15 protein-coding genes are annotated in these 17,155 nt (G+C 39.5%); 7 read left to right on the forward strand and 8 right to left on the reverse strand.

The window, feature by feature from the left end:
- Nucleotides 1–14: 14 nt before the first annotated feature.
- The 3 genes from OC25_RS25625 to OC25_RS25635 form a co-directional block, all read right to left on the reverse strand.
- Nucleotides 15–461 carry a hypothetical protein gene (locus OC25_RS25625; protein WP_039482997.1) on the reverse strand — a complete coding sequence of 149 codons (447 nt, stop codon included), beginning with the start codon at nt 459–461 and terminating at the stop codon, nt 15–17.
- A gap of 69 nt (nt 462–530) precedes the next feature.
- Nucleotides 531–1,202: a hypothetical protein gene (locus OC25_RS25630; RefSeq protein ID WP_039483001.1), complete on the reverse strand. Its 672-nt coding sequence runs from the start codon at nt 1,200–1,202 to the stop codon at nt 531–533.
- An 82-nt stretch (nt 1,203–1,284) separates the two neighbouring features.
- Nucleotides 1,285–1,722, reverse strand: a complete 438-nt coding sequence (locus tag OC25_RS25635) for a sterol desaturase family protein (protein ID WP_039483006.1) — start codon at nt 1,720–1,722, stop codon at nt 1,285–1,287.
- A gap of 166 nt (nt 1,723–1,888) precedes the next feature.
- Between OC25_RS25635 and OC25_RS25640 the strand changes: the two genes are divergently transcribed.
- From OC25_RS25640 to OC25_RS28580, 7 genes are all read left to right on the forward strand, one after another.
- Nucleotides 1,889–2,500, forward strand: coding sequence for a TetR/AcrR family transcriptional regulator (locus OC25_RS25640; protein ID WP_039483008.1), 612 nt, complete (start codon nt 1,889–1,891; stop codon nt 2,498–2,500).
- 84 nt (nt 2,501–2,584) lie between these two features.
- Nucleotides 2,585–3,925 (forward strand): TolC family protein, encoded by a 1,341-nt coding sequence (locus OC25_RS25645; RefSeq protein WP_039483011.1) that lies wholly within the window; start codon nt 2,585–2,587, stop codon nt 3,923–3,925.
- A gap of 2 nt (nt 3,926–3,927) precedes the next feature.
- Nucleotides 3,928–4,995 carry an efflux RND transporter periplasmic adaptor subunit gene (locus tag OC25_RS25650; protein WP_039483015.1) on the forward strand — a complete coding sequence of 356 codons (1,068 nt, stop codon included), beginning with the start codon at nt 3,928–3,930 and terminating at the stop codon, nt 4,993–4,995.
- Between the two features lie 84 nt (nt 4,996–5,079).
- Nucleotides 5,080–8,274, forward strand: coding sequence for an efflux RND transporter permease subunit (locus OC25_RS25655; RefSeq protein ID WP_039483018.1), 3,195 nt, complete (start codon nt 5,080–5,082; stop codon nt 8,272–8,274).
- 246 nt (nt 8,275–8,520) lie between these two features.
- On the forward strand, nt 8,521–9,324 hold the full coding sequence (locus OC25_RS25660; protein WP_039483021.1) for a hypothetical protein: 804 nt from the start codon (nt 8,521–8,523) through the stop codon (nt 9,322–9,324).
- A gap of 45 nt (nt 9,325–9,369) precedes the next feature.
- Nucleotides 9,370–9,609, forward strand: coding sequence for a hypothetical protein (locus tag OC25_RS25665; protein WP_039483024.1), 240 nt, complete (start codon nt 9,370–9,372; stop codon nt 9,607–9,609).
- Nucleotides 9,610–9,655: 46 nt separating this feature from the next.
- A complete protein-coding gene (locus tag OC25_RS28580) occupies nt 9,656–9,949 on the forward strand; it encodes a type II toxin-antitoxin system RelE/ParE family toxin (protein ID WP_039483027.1) in 294 nt (97 codons plus the stop codon).
- A gap of 22 nt (nt 9,950–9,971) precedes the next feature.
- Here OC25_RS28580 and OC25_RS25675 read toward each other — a convergent pair whose 3' ends face one another.
- The 5 genes from OC25_RS25675 to OC25_RS25695 all read right to left on the reverse strand — a co-directional run bounded on the left by OC25_RS25675 (nt 9,972) and on the right by OC25_RS25695 (nt 16,467).
- Nucleotides 9,972–11,177 carry an MFS transporter gene (locus OC25_RS25675; RefSeq protein ID WP_039483030.1) on the reverse strand — a complete coding sequence of 402 codons (1,206 nt, stop codon included), beginning with the start codon at nt 11,175–11,177 and terminating at the stop codon, nt 9,972–9,974.
- Nucleotides 11,178–11,288: 111 nt separating this feature from the next.
- Nucleotides 11,289–11,942, reverse strand: a complete 654-nt coding sequence (locus OC25_RS25680) for a TenA family protein (protein WP_039483033.1) — start codon at nt 11,940–11,942, stop codon at nt 11,289–11,291.
- Nucleotides 11,939–12,757, reverse strand: coding sequence for a bifunctional hydroxymethylpyrimidine kinase/phosphomethylpyrimidine kinase (gene thiD, locus OC25_RS25685; protein WP_156131587.1), 819 nt, complete (start codon nt 12,755–12,757; stop codon nt 11,939–11,941). The genes OC25_RS25680 and thiD overlap by 4 nt, the downstream gene beginning before the upstream one ends.
- Before the next feature lie 452 nt (nt 12,758–13,209).
- Nucleotides 13,210–14,757 (reverse strand): choice-of-anchor I family protein, encoded by a 1,548-nt coding sequence (locus tag OC25_RS25690; protein ID WP_039483039.1) that lies wholly within the window; start codon nt 14,755–14,757, stop codon nt 13,210–13,212.
- Nucleotides 14,758–15,267: 510 nt separating this feature from the next.
- The gene (locus OC25_RS25695) at nt 15,268–16,467 is read right to left on the reverse strand and encodes a M57 family metalloprotease (RefSeq protein ID WP_039483041.1); all 1,200 of its coding nucleotides are present in this window, start codon (nt 16,465–16,467) and stop codon (nt 15,268–15,270) included.
- Nucleotides 16,468–17,155: the final 688 nt, after the last annotated feature.

Below are 17,155 nucleotides of genomic sequence, written 5' to 3' on the forward strand. Positions count from 1 at the left end.
ATTAAAATTAGCATTTATTCTACAATCCTTGTAATTTCCTTATCGAATTTAAAATTGAACTCTTCAGACTTTCCATCTTCTGATTTTATTCCCGAAAGTTTCCAGCCTACAAATGCAGGCTTGGTTTTGGCCAGCTCCAGTAAACGGTACCTTTCTTTGGTCAGCTTTGCACTAATCAACCCTACACTATCCGATTCTGCCTGACTAAAATGTTCAATTTCAGTTTCGAGCACCGCCAGGGTCGAATCGAGCTCATGGCCTTTTGCCAAACTATCGGCATAGGCTTCGGGCGAGATATTATACAGACTATCGAGCGTAGCCTGCTCGAAATCTAGCTTTTGGTTACTATTTTCGTATTGCTTTTCTACAAGGGCAATGGCACGCTCTTTAGCTGTTTTTTTACCGCATGAAACAATTAATACCAACAATAAAACTGAGCAATAGCTGTAAATCCTTTTCATTTCATCATTTTGGATCAATCAGTACAAGCATCCTGCCAGAATAAGCAACCAACACAATTGGTCCGATTCCTATTTCTTCCTTGCCTCAATTTTCATTTTAACAGCTTTTCCTTCTTTACTTTCTTTTAAACGATCAGATAGCATCGCATACATTTTCTGTGGAGAGCCGCCAAAAGTCTGCTCAAATTTAGCTAAAGATAATACTTCCAAAAAGTTTGCGATGCCTTGCAGTTCAAGCACACTCACCGGCGAATTGGGATATTTTTTAATAAATTCAAATGAATTAATTTTCTTGGCACTTCCAGTAGCCGTAATTTCCTTTAGTTGTTTATTGAATATACCTCCGCCAACTATTTCAGGGTAGTTAATCTGACTTCCCTGCGTAATATCCAGATCAATATCTTCTAAAATGATATTTTTTATTTTGGCGGTACCGCCCGGTAACCAGGTTTGCGTATCGAGGTTCTTTTTTACTTCTGCTGCGGTAACATTATTTCTTGCTTCAACAAAGATGATCCCCCAACGTAAAAGATTTCCATCCAGATCGGCATTTGATTTAAACTTAAAAGTTCCATTTACCAGAGGTACCCTTAAAAAAAGTCCTTTATTGCCGGCACTGTATAAGTAAGCGTACTTCGCTTTCTCGGTATCCTGAATATGCCCTTTAACCTCAAACGCAAATTGTTGCGCAAATAAACTGGTGCTAGTTACAAGCAACCCTAAAAAAACTAAAATTTTCATAAGCTTAGTATTTATTTAAATGATTAATTAAATATAAACTAATATTTTAGTTATTTATAATAATTTTAAATATTTTTGTGGTTTAGGAGATCAGATCTTTCCTTACAAACAACAATCCAAAAGCTTTGCCCTTTTCCTTGCCCCTATTCTTATGATGGATTTTATGTGCCTTACGCACAGCCAGCAAATAGGCATTAGTGCTTTTAAAGGTTTTAAAACGACGGTGTACAAACCAATCGTGCACGATGAAATAAATCAAGCCGTACAGGCTAATTCCTAAACCAACAAAAAAACGGTAATCAACACTCTTGCTCCCCACATACATTAACAGCAACGAAAGACCGGCAAACAAGAGCGCAAAAAGATCATTCCATTCAAAAAAAGATTTAGCTTTCTGATGATGGCTTTTATGCATAAACCACAATGGACCATGAAATAAATACTTGTGTATAAACCACGACAAGCATTCCATCCCAGCTATGGTAAACAGGACAGTAAATATGTTAATTACTACGGACAAAATTCCTAAACAACTGGTTTGTAAAGATATATAACAGCAAAAATTGTATATTTATGTCATGAAATTGTAAGCTTAGCTTTGGTTTAGCCAAACATTTCATGACAAATCATTTTTTAGCACTATTTTTGACTAAAATATTAAAAAAGTCAGAAAGTAGAAAAGTAAAATGATTGTAGCCGATAAAAAGAGAGAGCAAATTATAGATGGTGCTATAAAACGCTTTATCCATTTTGGTATTGGTAAAACCACGATGAACGATATTGCCGAAGATTTATCCGTATCCAAACCATCTCTTTATTATTATTTCCCGGATAAAAAACATTTGATAGTGGGGGTTATTGAAAGAGTGTTTAACGATTTTTTCGAGCTGATTAAAAAGAAATACAATCCTGATCTGCCGGTACAGGAAATCCTTTTTAATACCATTGATGTCCGGAACACTTTTTTCCAAAAATATTACATGCTCCGCATTACAGAGGGCATTCCTGATTTACTGAACGATGAGGTAATTAAAGGCAAACTGCATACCCTGAAAGAATCGGAAAAAGATTTTTTCGCAGAGATTTTCAGTCAGGCTAAAGCAAAGGGAGAAATTGAACATGATGATACCGCACATGTGGCCGAATTGTACCTGGAAAGTTTGATGGGCCTTTGTACCATGTGCATTATGGAAACCGGCAAAGACCTTTTCCCTGATAAAAAAGCTTTAAATAAAATGACGATGAAGCAAAAAAACCTGACCACCATATTTGTAAGAGGCTTAAGGTGCGTAGACTAAAAAGCTTAACGTTAACACAATAAACGGCCACTGCTTAAGGGCTGAAAATATAGAGAAGAACCCAAAAACAAAAAACAATACATTATGCTTAGAATAAAAATGGTAAGATTAATGCTCATCGCCATTATCGGCTCGGTTTTACCGCAGCTGGCAATTGCACAGCAGCAAATTACCTTAAAAGACGCGCTCACCTTTGCGCTCCAGAACAATACAAAAGTGCGAAATGCCAAGCTAGATATTGAAGGTGGAAGATATAAGGTAGAGGAAGTAAGGGCACAGGCCTTACCACAAATTACCGGAAACGTAGGCCTAACCTACAACCCTATTATTGGTCAGTTGGTTGCTAATTTTGGTGGACAAACACAGGCGATCAAATTAGGCCAGAACTGGAATTCAACTGCAGGCGTTCAGCTTTCGCAACAATTGTTTAACCAGCAGGTTTTTACCGGCTTGCAGGCTGCACGATCAAGTGAAGAATACTACAACCTTACTTCGCAGTTAACAGAAGAGCAGATTATCGAGCTGGTAGCCAACAATTACTATCAGGTTTTGGTAAACAGGCAACAGCTTAACGTAATCGACACCAACATTAAAAATGTTAAGGTAGTTGAAAAAATCGTTGGTAACCAGTACAAAAATGGTTTAGCCAGAAAAATTGATGTAGACCGGATTAGTGTAAACTTAACCAACCTGAATACGCAGCGCGAACAAACCATCAACGCGATTACCCAATTGGAAAACCAGTTGAAGTTTTCGATGGGGATGCCGGTGGCTACACCAATCAGCCTGCCTGCTACCGAGTTAACTGAAGTAACTACCCTGCCTGTATTTACCGATTCTATCGATCTGGCTAACAGAACAGAGGTTAAACTTTTAAACAACCAGGATAAATTGCTATCGCTGCAAAGAAAAGCCTATGTAGCCGAATATTATCCTTCATTGGCTTTAACGGGTAACTATACTTATTCGAGCCAGAGTGATGGTTTCGACTTCCTGAAATCTAATGCTGCAGCCATCGGCTATGGCGCATCGGCAGTAGGCCTGACTTTAAAAGTGCCTATTTTTAACGGTTTCTTAACCCGTTCTAAAATCCGCCAGGCTGATGTAAATATTAAAAAAGCTCAGGAAAGCAGAAAAGAAACGAATAACTCTTTAAACCTGGCTTACGAAAATGCTAAAATACAGTTGCGCAACAACTTAAACACCATTAAATCGCAACGTAAAAATGCCGACCTGGCGCAAGAGATTTACAGAAGTACTCAAAATAACTATAACAACGGCTTAGCTTCGTTAACCGATCTTTTGGATACCGAAAATGCACTTACCTCGGCACAAAACAGCTATACACAGGCTTTATTAAATTATAAAATAGCCGAAATACAATTAATCAAATCAAACGGAAATATTAAATCGCTAGTACAATAGAAATGAAAAGAGTAATTACCATAATCATCGTAGTTGTTGTTGCCCTTGGTGCAATAGCTTATGTCTTAAAAAACAACAAAAAGAAGAACGAAGAAAAAACTGCTTTCATTGCTAAAGGTGGCGGTGCAGTTGCCGTTCGGGTTGCTGAAGTACAGAAAAAAGTTGTGGATTTAGATTTCAGTGCAAACGGAAATTTTATCCCTAAACAAGAATTAAACTTCTTATCAGAAAATGCTGGTCGTGTTACCGCAATTTATGTTGATGAAGGTGACCGCGTAAGCAAAGGTCAGGTTTTGGCGCGTATTGATGCCGAAATTATCAATACCGACAGGGAAACTGCTGAAGCGAACTACCAGAATGCTGTACGCGACGAGGCCAGATACCAAAGCTCGTTTCAGACTGGTGGTGTTACGCAGCAACAGTTAGACCAGGCTAAACTGGCTACCAGAAATGCAAAACTGCGTTTACAGGCTTCGCAACGTAAATTAAGCGATGCCAATATCAAATCGCCAATTAACGGTATCGTAAACAAAAGATACATTGAGGTTGGTGCTTTTGTAAATACACAAGGCACGCAAATGTTCGAACTGGTTGATGTTTCTAAATTAAAACTGAAAGTTAATGTAAACGAATCGCAGGTGGCTAACCTTAAAATCGGCGATCAGATTACAATCAAATCTTCTGTTTTCCCAACTGATAATTTTACCGGTAAGGTAACTTTTATTGCAGCTAAAGCCGATGCAACTTTAAACTTCCCAATCGAAATTGAAGTAGACAACAGCCACAAAAACACCTTAAAAGCTGGTATGTACGGAACTGCTGTGTTTAAATTCCCTAAACAAGCGCCAAGCATTCTTATTCCACGTACGTCATTTGTAGGTAGTGTAAGCAGCAACCAGGTTTTCTTACTGGATAAAGCCAGCAATACTTCAAAAATCCGCAATGTGGTTTCGGGCCGTATTTTAGGAGATAATGTGGAGATTTTGGATGGCTTAAAAGAAGGCGAAACAGTAATTACCAGCGGACAGATTAACCTGGCTGACGGAACTGCTGTTACTATCGTAAAATAGTTCAACTGGCAGTTATCAGTTTACAGTTTGTCATCCTGAGCCTGTCGAAGGACGATATTATTTCAATTGCAATAAAAAATTAAAATGAAGATAACAGATATATCTATAAAAAGGCCCTCGCTGGTTATTGTGGTATTTACCGCACTAACTTTACTTGGGCTACTCAGTTACTTTTCGTTGGGCTATGAGTTACTTCCAAAATTCTCAAACAACGTAGTATCTATTTCGACCATTTACCCTGGTGCATCGCCAAATGAGGTTGAAAATACCGTAACCAAAAAAATCGAGGATGCGGTATCATCGATGGAGAACATCAAAAAAATCAACTCGGTATCTTTCGAGAGTTTATCTACAGTAACCATTACTTTAACAGACGCCGCTAACATCGATATCTCGTTAAATGATGCGCAACGTAAGGTGAACGCCATCCTGGCCGAGCTACCTGAAGATGTAAAAACACCTTCGTTAAGTAAATTCTCACTTGATGATTTACCCGTAATTACCATGTCGGCCTCTGCCAACATGGACGACGTAAGTTTTTACGATTTAATTGACAAACGTATTGCCCCGGTAATTTCGAGGGTTAATGGTATTGCACAGGTAAACTTAGTGGGTGGTTCTGAGCGCGAAATTCAGGTTTCGCTTGATGCCAACAAACTACAGGGCTATGGCCTTGCAGTTCCACAGGTACAGCAAATGATCCTTTCTTCAAACCTGGATTTCCCTACCGGAAGTGTTAAAACACAAAACCAGGACGTATTGATCCGTTTATCGGGTAAGTACAGAAGCATTGAAGAGTTAAGAAACCTGGTTTTAACTACTGGTAAAGATGGTGCACAAATCCGTTTAGGCGATGTGGCCGATGTTCAGGATTCGCAAAAAGAAACTGAAAAATTAGCCCGTATCGATCGTAAGGCTTCAATCGCGATCCAGATTATTAAACAAAGTGACGCGAATGCGGTAGAGGTAAGTAAAGGTGTTCATAAAATTATTGATAAACTTAAATTAGAATACGCATCAAATAAATTAGATATCAGAATTGTTAACGACAGTTCGATCTTTACTTTAGAATCAGCCGATGCCGTAATCCACGATTTAATTTTAGCGGTAGTTTTGGTGGCTTTTGTAATGCTTTTCTTCTTACACAGCTTACGTAATGCGATCATTGTAATGGTATCGATCCCGGTATCGTTAATTGCAACCTTTATCGGTATTGGCTTATTTGGTTTTACACTAAACTTAATGTCGTTACTTGGGCTATCGCTTGTGGTAGGTATCCTGGTGGATGATGCGATTGTGGTATTGGAGAATATCCAGCGACACATGGAAATGGGTAAAAACAAAGTGCGCGCTGCTTCAGATGCAACACGTGAGATTGGTTTTACAGTAGTATCGATCACTTTCGTAATTGTGGTGGTATTCTTCCCGATTGCAGTAAGTACCGGTTTAGTTTCGAACATCCTGCGTCAGTTCTGTATTGTGGTAATTATTGCAACTTTGCTTTCATTAGTTGCCTCGTTTACCATTGTACCGCTTATTTTCTCACGTTTCGGTAAATTAGAACGTATTGAAGGTAAAAACCTGTTTGGCCGCTTTATCCTTTGGTTCGAAAAGCAATTGAAAAAATTCACACTGTGGATTACCAGCATCTTAAACTGGTCATTAAATCACAAAGCTTTAACCTTGATTATCGTAGTGGTGATGTTCTTCAGTTCATGCGGATTGTTAGCCGGCGGTTTCATTGGTTCAGAGTTTTTCCCTAAATCAGATAAAGGTGAGTTTTTGGTGCAGTTAGAGTTACCAAAAGATGCTTCATTAGAGCAAACCAACTTCCTGACGCAAAAAGCTGAGGCTTTCTTGGATAAACAACCAGAAATTACACAGTTGATTACTACTGTAGGTCAATCGACAGGTGATTTCGGTGGTACACAGGCTACTGCTTACAAATCAGAAATCAACGTTAAGCTGGTTGAACGTGATAAAAGAGAAGGTGTTTCTTCTGATATTTTCGCAACTAAAATGAGCCGTGCATTGGCCAAAGAACTGGTAGGTGCAAAAGTAAAAACAGTGCCGATTAGTATTTTGGGTATTGCCGAAAATGCGCCAATTCAGTTGGTGGTAATGGGTTCTGATTTAGATAGTGCGTTAAAATATGCCGAAGGTGCACAAAAAGTACTTGGAGCTATTCCAGGTGCTACCGAGATTAAATTATCAGTAGAAAAAGGAACACCTGAGATTAACGTACAGGTAGATCGCGATAAAATGTCGGCAGTGGGCCTAACTTTACAAACAGTAGGTTCTACCATGCAAACAGCATTTGCGGGTAATACTGATGGTAAATACAGAAAAGGCGAATACGAGTATGATATCAATATCCAGTATCAAAACTTTAACCGCCAGAATGTAGAAGACGTGCGTAATCTGATTTTTGTAAACAATGATGGCAAACAAATTAAATTATCGCAGTTTGCAACCATTACCGAAGGTTCAGGCCCAAGTCAGCTGGAGCGTTTAAATAAATCTACTTCAGTATCGGTTAAAGCACAATCAATTGGCCGTCCTACGGGTACCGTAGTTGCTGAATTCCAGGCTAAATTAGAGGAATTACAGAAAAACGGTAAATTAAAAGCTCCTGTAGGTGTGAGTTACAGCTGGGCGGGAGATCAGGAAAACCAGGCAGAAGGTTTTGGTACTTTAGGTATTGCCTTGTTAGCCTCGATCATTTTAGTTTACCTGATCATGGTAGCCCTTTATGATAGTTTTATTTATCCATTGGTGGTGATGTTCTCGCTTCCGTTAGCGGTAATCGGAGCCCTACTGGCCCTGGCCTTAACCAATAACTCTATCGGTATCTTTACCATTTTAGGTTTAATTATGTTGATGGGTCTGGTAGCGAAAAATGCGATTATCCTGGTCGATTTTACCAATCACTTAAAGGCCGAAGGTAAAGAAACCAAAGAAGCCTTAGTACTGGCCAACCATGCACGTTTACGTCCTATCTTAATGACAACCATTGCCATGGTATTTGGTATGCTTCCTATTGCCCTTGCAAGTGGTGCAGGTGCCGAATGGAAAAATGGTTTGGCATGGGTTATTGTTGGTGGATTAACCAGTTCGTTATTCTTAACCTTAATTGTGGTACCTGTAGTGTATTTAATATTCGACAGAATGTTAGAGCGTTTAGGTTTCAATAAAAAAGGAAAAACCATTGATGAATTAATGGTTGAACCATACGACCATAAAGATGTAAATGAATACGATTTAGATCACGGACATTAATACCCCTCCAAATTAACAATCAATTAGCCCCGATGAAAATCGGGGCTTTTTTTATGCCGTTGTTCCATGGTTCGTGTCACCACGAACCACCTGTTTTTGCCACGGAGCACACGAAAAACACGGAAAGTTGAAAACTGTGCGAACGGCTTGGTTCGTGTCGCCACGAACCATTAAAATTTTACGCGGAGATAATCCTACAAAGCTGTATCCAAACAAATTGTGGATCAACATTGTATATTAGTAATTATGTTTAAAATCATTTTTAGCCTGTTCCTTTTCTTCTCTGCCCTCTTTGTAAAAGCCCAGCACCCGCCGGTTTTCGCGGCAATGACCACCGATTCGGTATTTGTTAAAGTAGCCGACCTGAACATTAACCTCATAAAGTACAGTTATAAACCTAACGGAATTCGCTTTTTAGTGGTTCACGATAATGAAGATACGGGTGTTAAAGCTGGTTTCGATTACATCCGCTGGAGCGGCGGCGAGCTTATAGATTGCCAATATGGTGGTGTACGCGATTATAATTTCACCTATATGGACGATCGGTACCGTATTGATCCAAATGCCATTTACACCGAAGTTGGCGTAAATACACGCCTAAAGAAAGATGCTTACAGCTCAAACGAAGTAGAGAAAGCGATATTAAATGCCGGCAAGCAGATTGTCGATTTTTACGATCCAAAGTCAACAGGCTACTTCTTAACCCTCCACAACAATGCTGATGGAGGCTTCGGCATTTCGTCTTACCTGCCGGGATATGATTTATCGAGTACGGCAGATTCTGTTTACATCAATTTCCAGATGGATAACGACGATTTGTTATATGTAACCGAACCCAAATTATTTTCGACCTTAAAAAAGGCGAATGTAAACGTAATTCTTCAATCTAAATTTGTTTCCAACGATGGTTCCCTTTCGGTTTACGCCATGCAGAATCATATTCCATATATCAATGTGGAGGTACAACATGGCCATCAGGATGAAAACCTCAGGCTAATTGAACTCGCCATTGCCGCGTTAAAAGAGCATGGATGGGTGAAGAAGGAGTAATTAATAGCTTATAATTATTATCATAAAATTTCGTTAAATTTGAATATGAGCATATTCGTAAATACCAAGAATGAACAAGAAGAAAAAGTGTTAATTGCTTTTTTAGATAGTTTAGATTATAAATATCAATCGGATATTAGTGACGAGCCAACTGAGCTTGCAGCAGCATTTCTAAATCAATATAATCAGGAACTGGAGGAAGCGGATAAAGAAATAGAAGCAGGAAATTATATTGCTCACGAAGATGTAGAACAGCTTTTCCAGAAAAGGCGCAAGGCCATTTAATATAATTTTATGAATCTGGCAAGCTAACTATTAACATCTGAAATGGATGAAAATTAAATGGAATAAACTTGCTGTAAAACAATTCCTCGAAATTACTCAGTACCTTGAGGATAATGACCTCGTCAATTATGCCGAAAAAATAGAAATTAGAATTTTATCCAAAATCAATTCCCTTCCAAACCATTTAAATACCTTTCAAATAGATCGTTTAAAAAAGAACAATGATGGAAGTTTCTTTGCTTTTGAAATCGATCGATACAGAATATCATTCAGAAGAATCAATAAAGAAATCAGAATTCTTCGGGTTAGACATTCGAGCAGACGGCCTTTTACACGCTAAAAGCTAATTCAGCACATCTTTACTAGTTTATTTCCTTTATTTTGGTGATCACAAAAGTGATTAACAAACCAAAAACAGATATAATGCCGAAAGAGTAGCGCAGGCTTGATAATTGCGAAATGTAACCAATTAGTGGCGGACCAAACAGGAAAGCAAAATAACCAATACTCGAAACCATGGTTATGGCCTTACCGGCAGGTACTTTTTTGTTATTACCGGCAATACTGTACACCATAGGTACAATACTCGAAACACCTAAACCAATGAGCATAAAACCTATAATAGCCACAAAAATATTCGGGAATACTACTGCCAACCCCATACCTATCGATATAATGGCACCACTGATTTGCAACAGGTTTTTCCTGCCGAATTTACCAATCAGGTAAACACCTAAAAACCGGCCGCTTGCCATCATAAACATAAAAGAAGCATAGCCAATGATTGCGCGGTTATGTGGTAACTTCACCACATCTTCGAAATAAATGGCACTCCAATCAAACATTGTTCCTTCGGTTGCCATACTGCAAAATGCAATGAGTCCGAGTAGTACCAGAATACCCTGAGGCATGGTAAAAAACTTAGTCTTTTCGGCCACCGTATCGGGTTTATTGTAGTTGAGTAATTTTCCGGAGTTAAACACCACATTGGTTAACGATAGCGCAGCAATAATCCAGAAATGCGCATACATCCCTAATTTTAAGTTAACCAGCCCCAATGCAATTAATGCCCCGGTTAAATTTCCGATGCTCCAGGCCCCGTGGAAAGAGCTCATAATGGGCTTGCCGTAATAATTTTCGCCGGCTACCCCTTGTGTATTTAACGCAATGTTGCAAAGGTTACCTGTTATACCAAACAGCACCAAAAAAGCAGCCAGCTGCCAGCCCGCGGTGGCCAAGGCCAAAAAGGTTAGCGCAATGGCATACATGGGGGCCGTGGCTTTGAGCATTTTCTTGCTCCCGAAGTGTGTGGTTAATTTTGCCGAAAAAAACATGGTCATGATCTGTCCGGCAGGCAATGCAAAAAGAATAGAGCCTAATTCTGCATCATTTAAACCCATTGAAGCTTTAAATGTCGGAATACGACTGGCCCAGCTTGCAAAGCAAACCCCCTGCATAAAATAAAAAGCAGATATGGCAAAGCGTACTTGTTTCGGAGAGCTGGATGCTAATACAGGTTTATTTTCTGGTGTATTTAATAGGGCCTGATCTTGCGTGCTTTCTTCCAAAACTGATGTGTGAGTAATAAGATTAAGCTGCAAAGTTCCTTAAATCAATTGAAAATACCGACACTTTTTTAAGTTTATATCAAAATATTTGCAGAAAAGGTTATAATCAGACTATATTTCCCACGCTTCAAGGTTATATGCACTATCCCAAAACATCCATTCCAGGCGCGCAGCCATTTCAAAAGCATCGAGCATTTTTTGACGTGTAGCGGCATTAGCACCCTTAGCCAGGTTATCGGTTATCTCGATAGCTTTCGCTACAGCCTGGGCAAATTCGGTTCCGGCATACATATCTATCCACCTTTTATAAATATTCTGATCTCCCTGCTGCCGGGCAAAAATATGATCACCTACTGCCTTGTAAATCCAGAAACAAGGCAAAACTGCTGCAGCTGCTACTTCCACACTGGCATAAGCTGCCTGGTTTAAAATATAATTGGTATACAAAAGTATCGATGGAGATGGTTTCACCTGGCTATCAAGACCAAATTCTACGAAATAGCTTTCGTGCAGGCTACGTTCGGCAAAAATAGCTCCGGTAGAAAATCCGGCATAGGCCATCACCAGTTCTGCATCCTGTACCCGCCCGCTAATGGTACTTAGCGTACGCCCAAATTCCAGTAAATAGTAAGCATCCTGTGCCAGGTAGAAAATAAATTTTTCTTTGGGCAAAGTGCCATCACTTAACTCCTGGTTAAAGGGCATGGCTAAAATCTTATCATAAATCGGCTTTACCAACTCCCAGGCCTGCTCGCTCCATTTCATTGTATAATTAATTTTAAAGGGTTAAAAAAATGATTCAGCGGACCATTACCGGCACCGGTAGTAACCTGGCTCCCCTCCTGCAAAGCTGAAGCAATGTATTTTTTAGCGTTTTTAATGGCCGTAAGTAGATCATTACCTTTACCCATTTCTGAAGCAATTGCTGAAGAGAGTGTGCAACCTGTTCCATGCAGATTTTTAGAAGCAATAAAAGCGCTTTCCAAAATTACCGGCAACTCATTACCTGCGATAAACACATCGTAAATAACCGGGCCGGCCAGGTGCCCCCCTTTTACCAAAACAGCCTTTGCTCCTTTTCCGATAATTTTCCGGCCGGCGGTTATCATGTCATCCAGATTGTTAATGGATTGTTCGGCAAGGATAATGGCCTCATCTATATTAGGGGTAACCAGGGTTACGAGTGGGAATAGCTTATCGATTAGCTGCGTAACCGTATCGGGCGCGATCAGTTTATGGCCGCTGGTAGCTACCATCACCGGATCTAAAATTACAGGAACTTCCTCCGCATAGCGCTTAAGTGCCGTTTCAATTACCGCGACTACTTCTGCGCGGTTAATCATGCCGATTTTAATCGCTACGGGTTGTATATCTTCCAGCACTACCTGCAACTGATCGCTAATGAATTCGGGAGGAATGCCATGCACCGATTTTACCCCCATTGTATTTTGTGCGGTTACCGCCGTAATTACCGAAGTGCCGAAACAGCCCAGTGCCGAAAAGGTCTTTAAATCGGCCTGAATACCTGCACCACCCCCACTATCAGAACCAGCAATGGTTAAAACATTAATATAATTCATGGTTTTAGACTTCATCTTTGTATATAACACTTCAGGAGTCTTCAATAATGCAGAAATGCACTATATGCAGCAGACAAACTAATTTCCTACGCCGGCATTATCCGGATCAGGTCCATTTATAGGGTATAGGGTGTAAGGTTTAGGGCATAGGGCTTTTCACCCTCCACCTTCTACCTTTTACCTTTTCGCCTATAAAAAGGGTATATTCTCAGCCTACAGAATTGAAGGCACCCCTAAAGTTTTATTTGTGCTGCAATATAGGGTTTAAATTTGGAAGCTTAAAGGTAAAGCGTGGTTATTATGGTGCAAGAGCTGTTCAATTCAATACCTTATCTAATGCGTTAAGATTCCCACTTTCGTGGGAATGACGATTTTGGAGTGGAATAGCAATAAAACAAAAAGCCCCGATGTAAAACCGGGGCCCAAAACATAATAATTAATAAGAGAGTCGACTATATTTTATCGGGCTGATAGAACTTTACAGTTCCATCTCCTTCATTTGAAACAATTAATAAGCTTCTGCCATTCGGACTGTCTTTTGGTTTAACAAATAAAAGACCTTCGGGCGCATCGCCGGTTGAGAATAACTGAACAAATTTTGGTGCAGCAGGGTTGGTTACATTGTATATGGCAATTGCATCTGCACGTTCCATGCCAATAAAAGCCAGGGTTTGTCCGTTTACCTGTGCAACGGTTACACTTTCTACTTCTACACCTTTATTATCCGAACGGTCATCGTCATATTTACCGGCATCAATTACATGTTGTTCTAAATCTTTACCAATATTGGCTACCAAAGCTCCGGTACTGGCATTCAGAATACTTACACTTCTTCCGCCTGTTGAAAATAACTCCTGATATACTTTATTTGTACCTACCATGGTAAAACCAGCGGTATTGGTTACGGTAAGCCTGCCCAGATTAGCGTCTAACTGTAAGGTTGCGGCGTTAGGGAACTTAACAGGATCTAACATCAGGTCTTTTACGCGTACTTCTTCCTTAGCCTCTTTCGGGGTATAATCCTGCCTGGTATCACCTTCGTTGGCCAGGGCCAGATAAGCAGTACCACCAGTAGTAAAATAAGAGATTGCATCAGGGAGGTAATAAGCCTTGATTGGCCATGTACCCAATTCTTTTTTATTGTCTTTATCGCTTACATCAAAGGCATTTTCGGCCAAACTGATATCTCTGGTACCCAATGGGGTAATTTTGGTAATGGTTCCGGCAACTACATCAATTTCGGCAACACCATTATTTTCCTGAAGCGTTACATAAGCTTTTTTAGAATCGCTGCTTACGGCAATATATTCAGGCTCGATATCCTGGGTAAAGCTTGCGTTGTAGCCATAAATCCTGAAACCACCGGCAAGCAATGTGGCTTTTTGTGATTCGAAAGCTGAGAAATCTACTGTCTTTACTGAATAGTTATCTTTAACATTGATGATTGAAATACTTCCTTTAGGGTCAACTGTATAAGCCAGATTTGGTTCGCCTTCGTTGGCCGATAGAATATAATTCCCATCAGGGCTAAAAGTAACCATATCAGGCATGGCACCTACGGTAATCTTTTTAACTTCTGATAAATCTGACGTTTTTAACACTACTAAATCGCCATTTCCCTGCTTATCGGCTCCATCTAAAGCAATTGCAAGTAGACCATTGCTAACTGCTACACTATTGATCCCGGCATTACTTGCATAACTTAATGTTTTCGATTTAGTAACCGTTGGATAATTAGCTAAATCCAATACTTCTACCTTAGCACCACCATCATTACTTACTACAAAAAGTTTTTTGGTTAATGGGTCGTAAGCAGAAATCTCAGCTGCAGTTTCTCCACCCAAATCAATTGACGCAATTTCTTTAAAGCTGTCGATTTTTTCGGGAACAACAGCCTCAATTGGCGGATCTATAATCGGTTCGTCGGTTGGGTTTTTCTTACAGGCAGCAAATGCCAGTGATGCAATCAGGATTGCACCAAATAGTTTTTTACAGTTCATGGTTTGTTTATTATCTGAACCGCAAAATAAATCCGTATAACGCTGTTTTTCAAGCAGTGTAGATTATCATTTGGTTAAGAATGTGTAAAGATTGAAGCGGAAAGCTGAAAGACTAAAGACCAAAGCTTAAAGCAAAGAGCAGGGAGCCGGCAGTTTGTTAGTTGCGCTGGTTTTTTGCATGAGGGATAGCAGTGTAAATCCTTTTGTTGCAAGCTTGAGCGCAGCCGAAAGCCAAACAAAAGATTGGAACGGATAGCCCGACCCTTGCGTAGCTTGGGGCATGCCCAAAGAAAGTGGAAAGCTGAAAGACTAAAGACCAAAGCAGAATGACTAAAGCTTAAAGACTAAAGCTTAAAGACTAAAGCAAAGAGCAGGGAGCTGGCAGTTTGTTTGTTGCGCTGGGTTTTTGCATGAGGAATAGCAGTGTAAGCTTATTGGTTTTTCTATAAAAAACGGCCTATAAACCTCAATAGTTTATAGGCCGTAACCTTTTAGTCAGGCAAAACTGCTTTAATTTGCTGCTTTAACTGCTGTTACCACCTGGGCTACAGTAGTTAATCCTTTAGCATTAGCGGCCGATGTTACTGTTCCTGTTGATGTAAGGTAGTTTTGAATTAGCGCTTGTTGATTGGCACTGCCATACAGTCCCAATAATGCAATATTATCGTATGCACTATAAGTAAGGTTGCTGCTGTTGGCATATGAAATCATGATAGAAAGCGGATCTGTTGCCGTGGTAAAAGTATTGTTAGTATAGGTAGGTGTAAGCGGTGTGCCATAAATATGGGTAGCCAAAGAATAATCTGAGCTTGAACCCTCGCCTTCATCAAAATATGCGGCAAAAACCTGTGCTTTCAATGATGCCTTCGATTTGGCAGATTGTTTATTCCAGGTGCCTGCACCATATTTGTCATCCACTAATTGCTTGGTTAAATTGGTAAGTGCGGCGTCTTGTGCAGTCGAAGTTGGGTTGGAGCCACCAGACTTTAATTCTCCATATAGTCTATCGCGATAATCAGTATGTCTTAAGCCAATTGCATGACCAAATTCATGATCTAACACGCTTTGAAGAAACGATACACTAGCAGAAGCGATACCTGCATCCGGGTTACTGTTTAAAGATATATCGCTACCCGGATTTCCATCAGGATTTACAAACGATCCGTCTTGCCCCAGGGTTACATTACCGTTAGCATCAGCTTTGCCCAGGTCTTTAAAGGCAACCGTAATATCGGCTTTGGTAAGATCAGTAACTCTTACAAACTTTAACGAAGGCAACTTCAGGTTATTCAGGTCCTTCACTGTATTATCAAAAGCAGTATTCAAATTGCCGGCACTACCCGAATTGGTAAGGGCCAGATTAATTGTTCTTACACCTGATGTAGCTATTTTATATTGGGTAGAGTACTGTTCCTGACGTGCTGGCTGCATAGCAAAACCATCAAGGCTTTTTCTGCTTAGGTGAATATCACCCTCAACAATGTACCCGTCGGCTACTATTTTTGCACTAGTCGGATCAAAACCTATTGCTTTGATTGTTTTCAGATCTTTAACTACCTTATCCAAAGATACATCGCCAATTGCAGCGGTGTTGATTTCAGCATCGGGCATTGATTTTTCATTTTTTTTACATCCTGTAGTGGTCATTACAAATGCGGCTCCCATAGTGGCAAGGAAATAAAGCGTTTTTTTCATTGGTACTTTTTTCATGTTTGTAGAATAATTAGTTAGTAAAGTTGATTAATGATTAATAATATGTAAAGGTTGTTTTTGAATTGCCAGGAACATTATCCACTACTTCTGGCTTTTTGTACCGAAATAATAGATCTCGCCATTCGATTAAGTCTGAATGGTTTAATTGCAAATGTGAGAGATGTAAGGTCAAAGACCAGCTTTTTGCATTGAAGAAGATAGCGCCAATTGCTTTTGTATTTTTTGAATTGGTAAAGTAGAAGTTTCCCACCATATAGGTTTAATTTGCTTTAATAATAATATGTGCGGGATCACTATGCCAAATATAGGGTAACACAATAATTACAAAAATAGGCCAGCAGTTAATTTTACACGAAAAGAAATGTGTACGTGAATTATTTACGTATAAGCAGTATTTTAGATACAAATTTTACACGAAACCTGTATTTTTGCGTAGTAATTACTTAGACAACAGCAAATGAATAAGGCTAGATCCTTTTGAGTTTTTTGAAAAAAAAACAATAAAAAAAGCCGGTAATGGACATGCCCCAAAAAGTTAGACACTTTTTGGGGCATTTTTTATGAGTAGAAAACAAAAATATGACTATCAGTTTAAACTTGATTTAGTCAACAAGGTAATCAAAGAAGAACACTCTGTACATGAACTTTCCAATATGTATGGATTGGCTAAATCACAGTTACAATT

Source organism: Pedobacter kyungheensis (assembly GCF_000812965.1).
Taxonomy (GTDB): Bacteria; Bacteroidota; Bacteroidia; order Sphingobacteriales; family Sphingobacteriaceae; genus Pedobacter; species Pedobacter kyungheensis.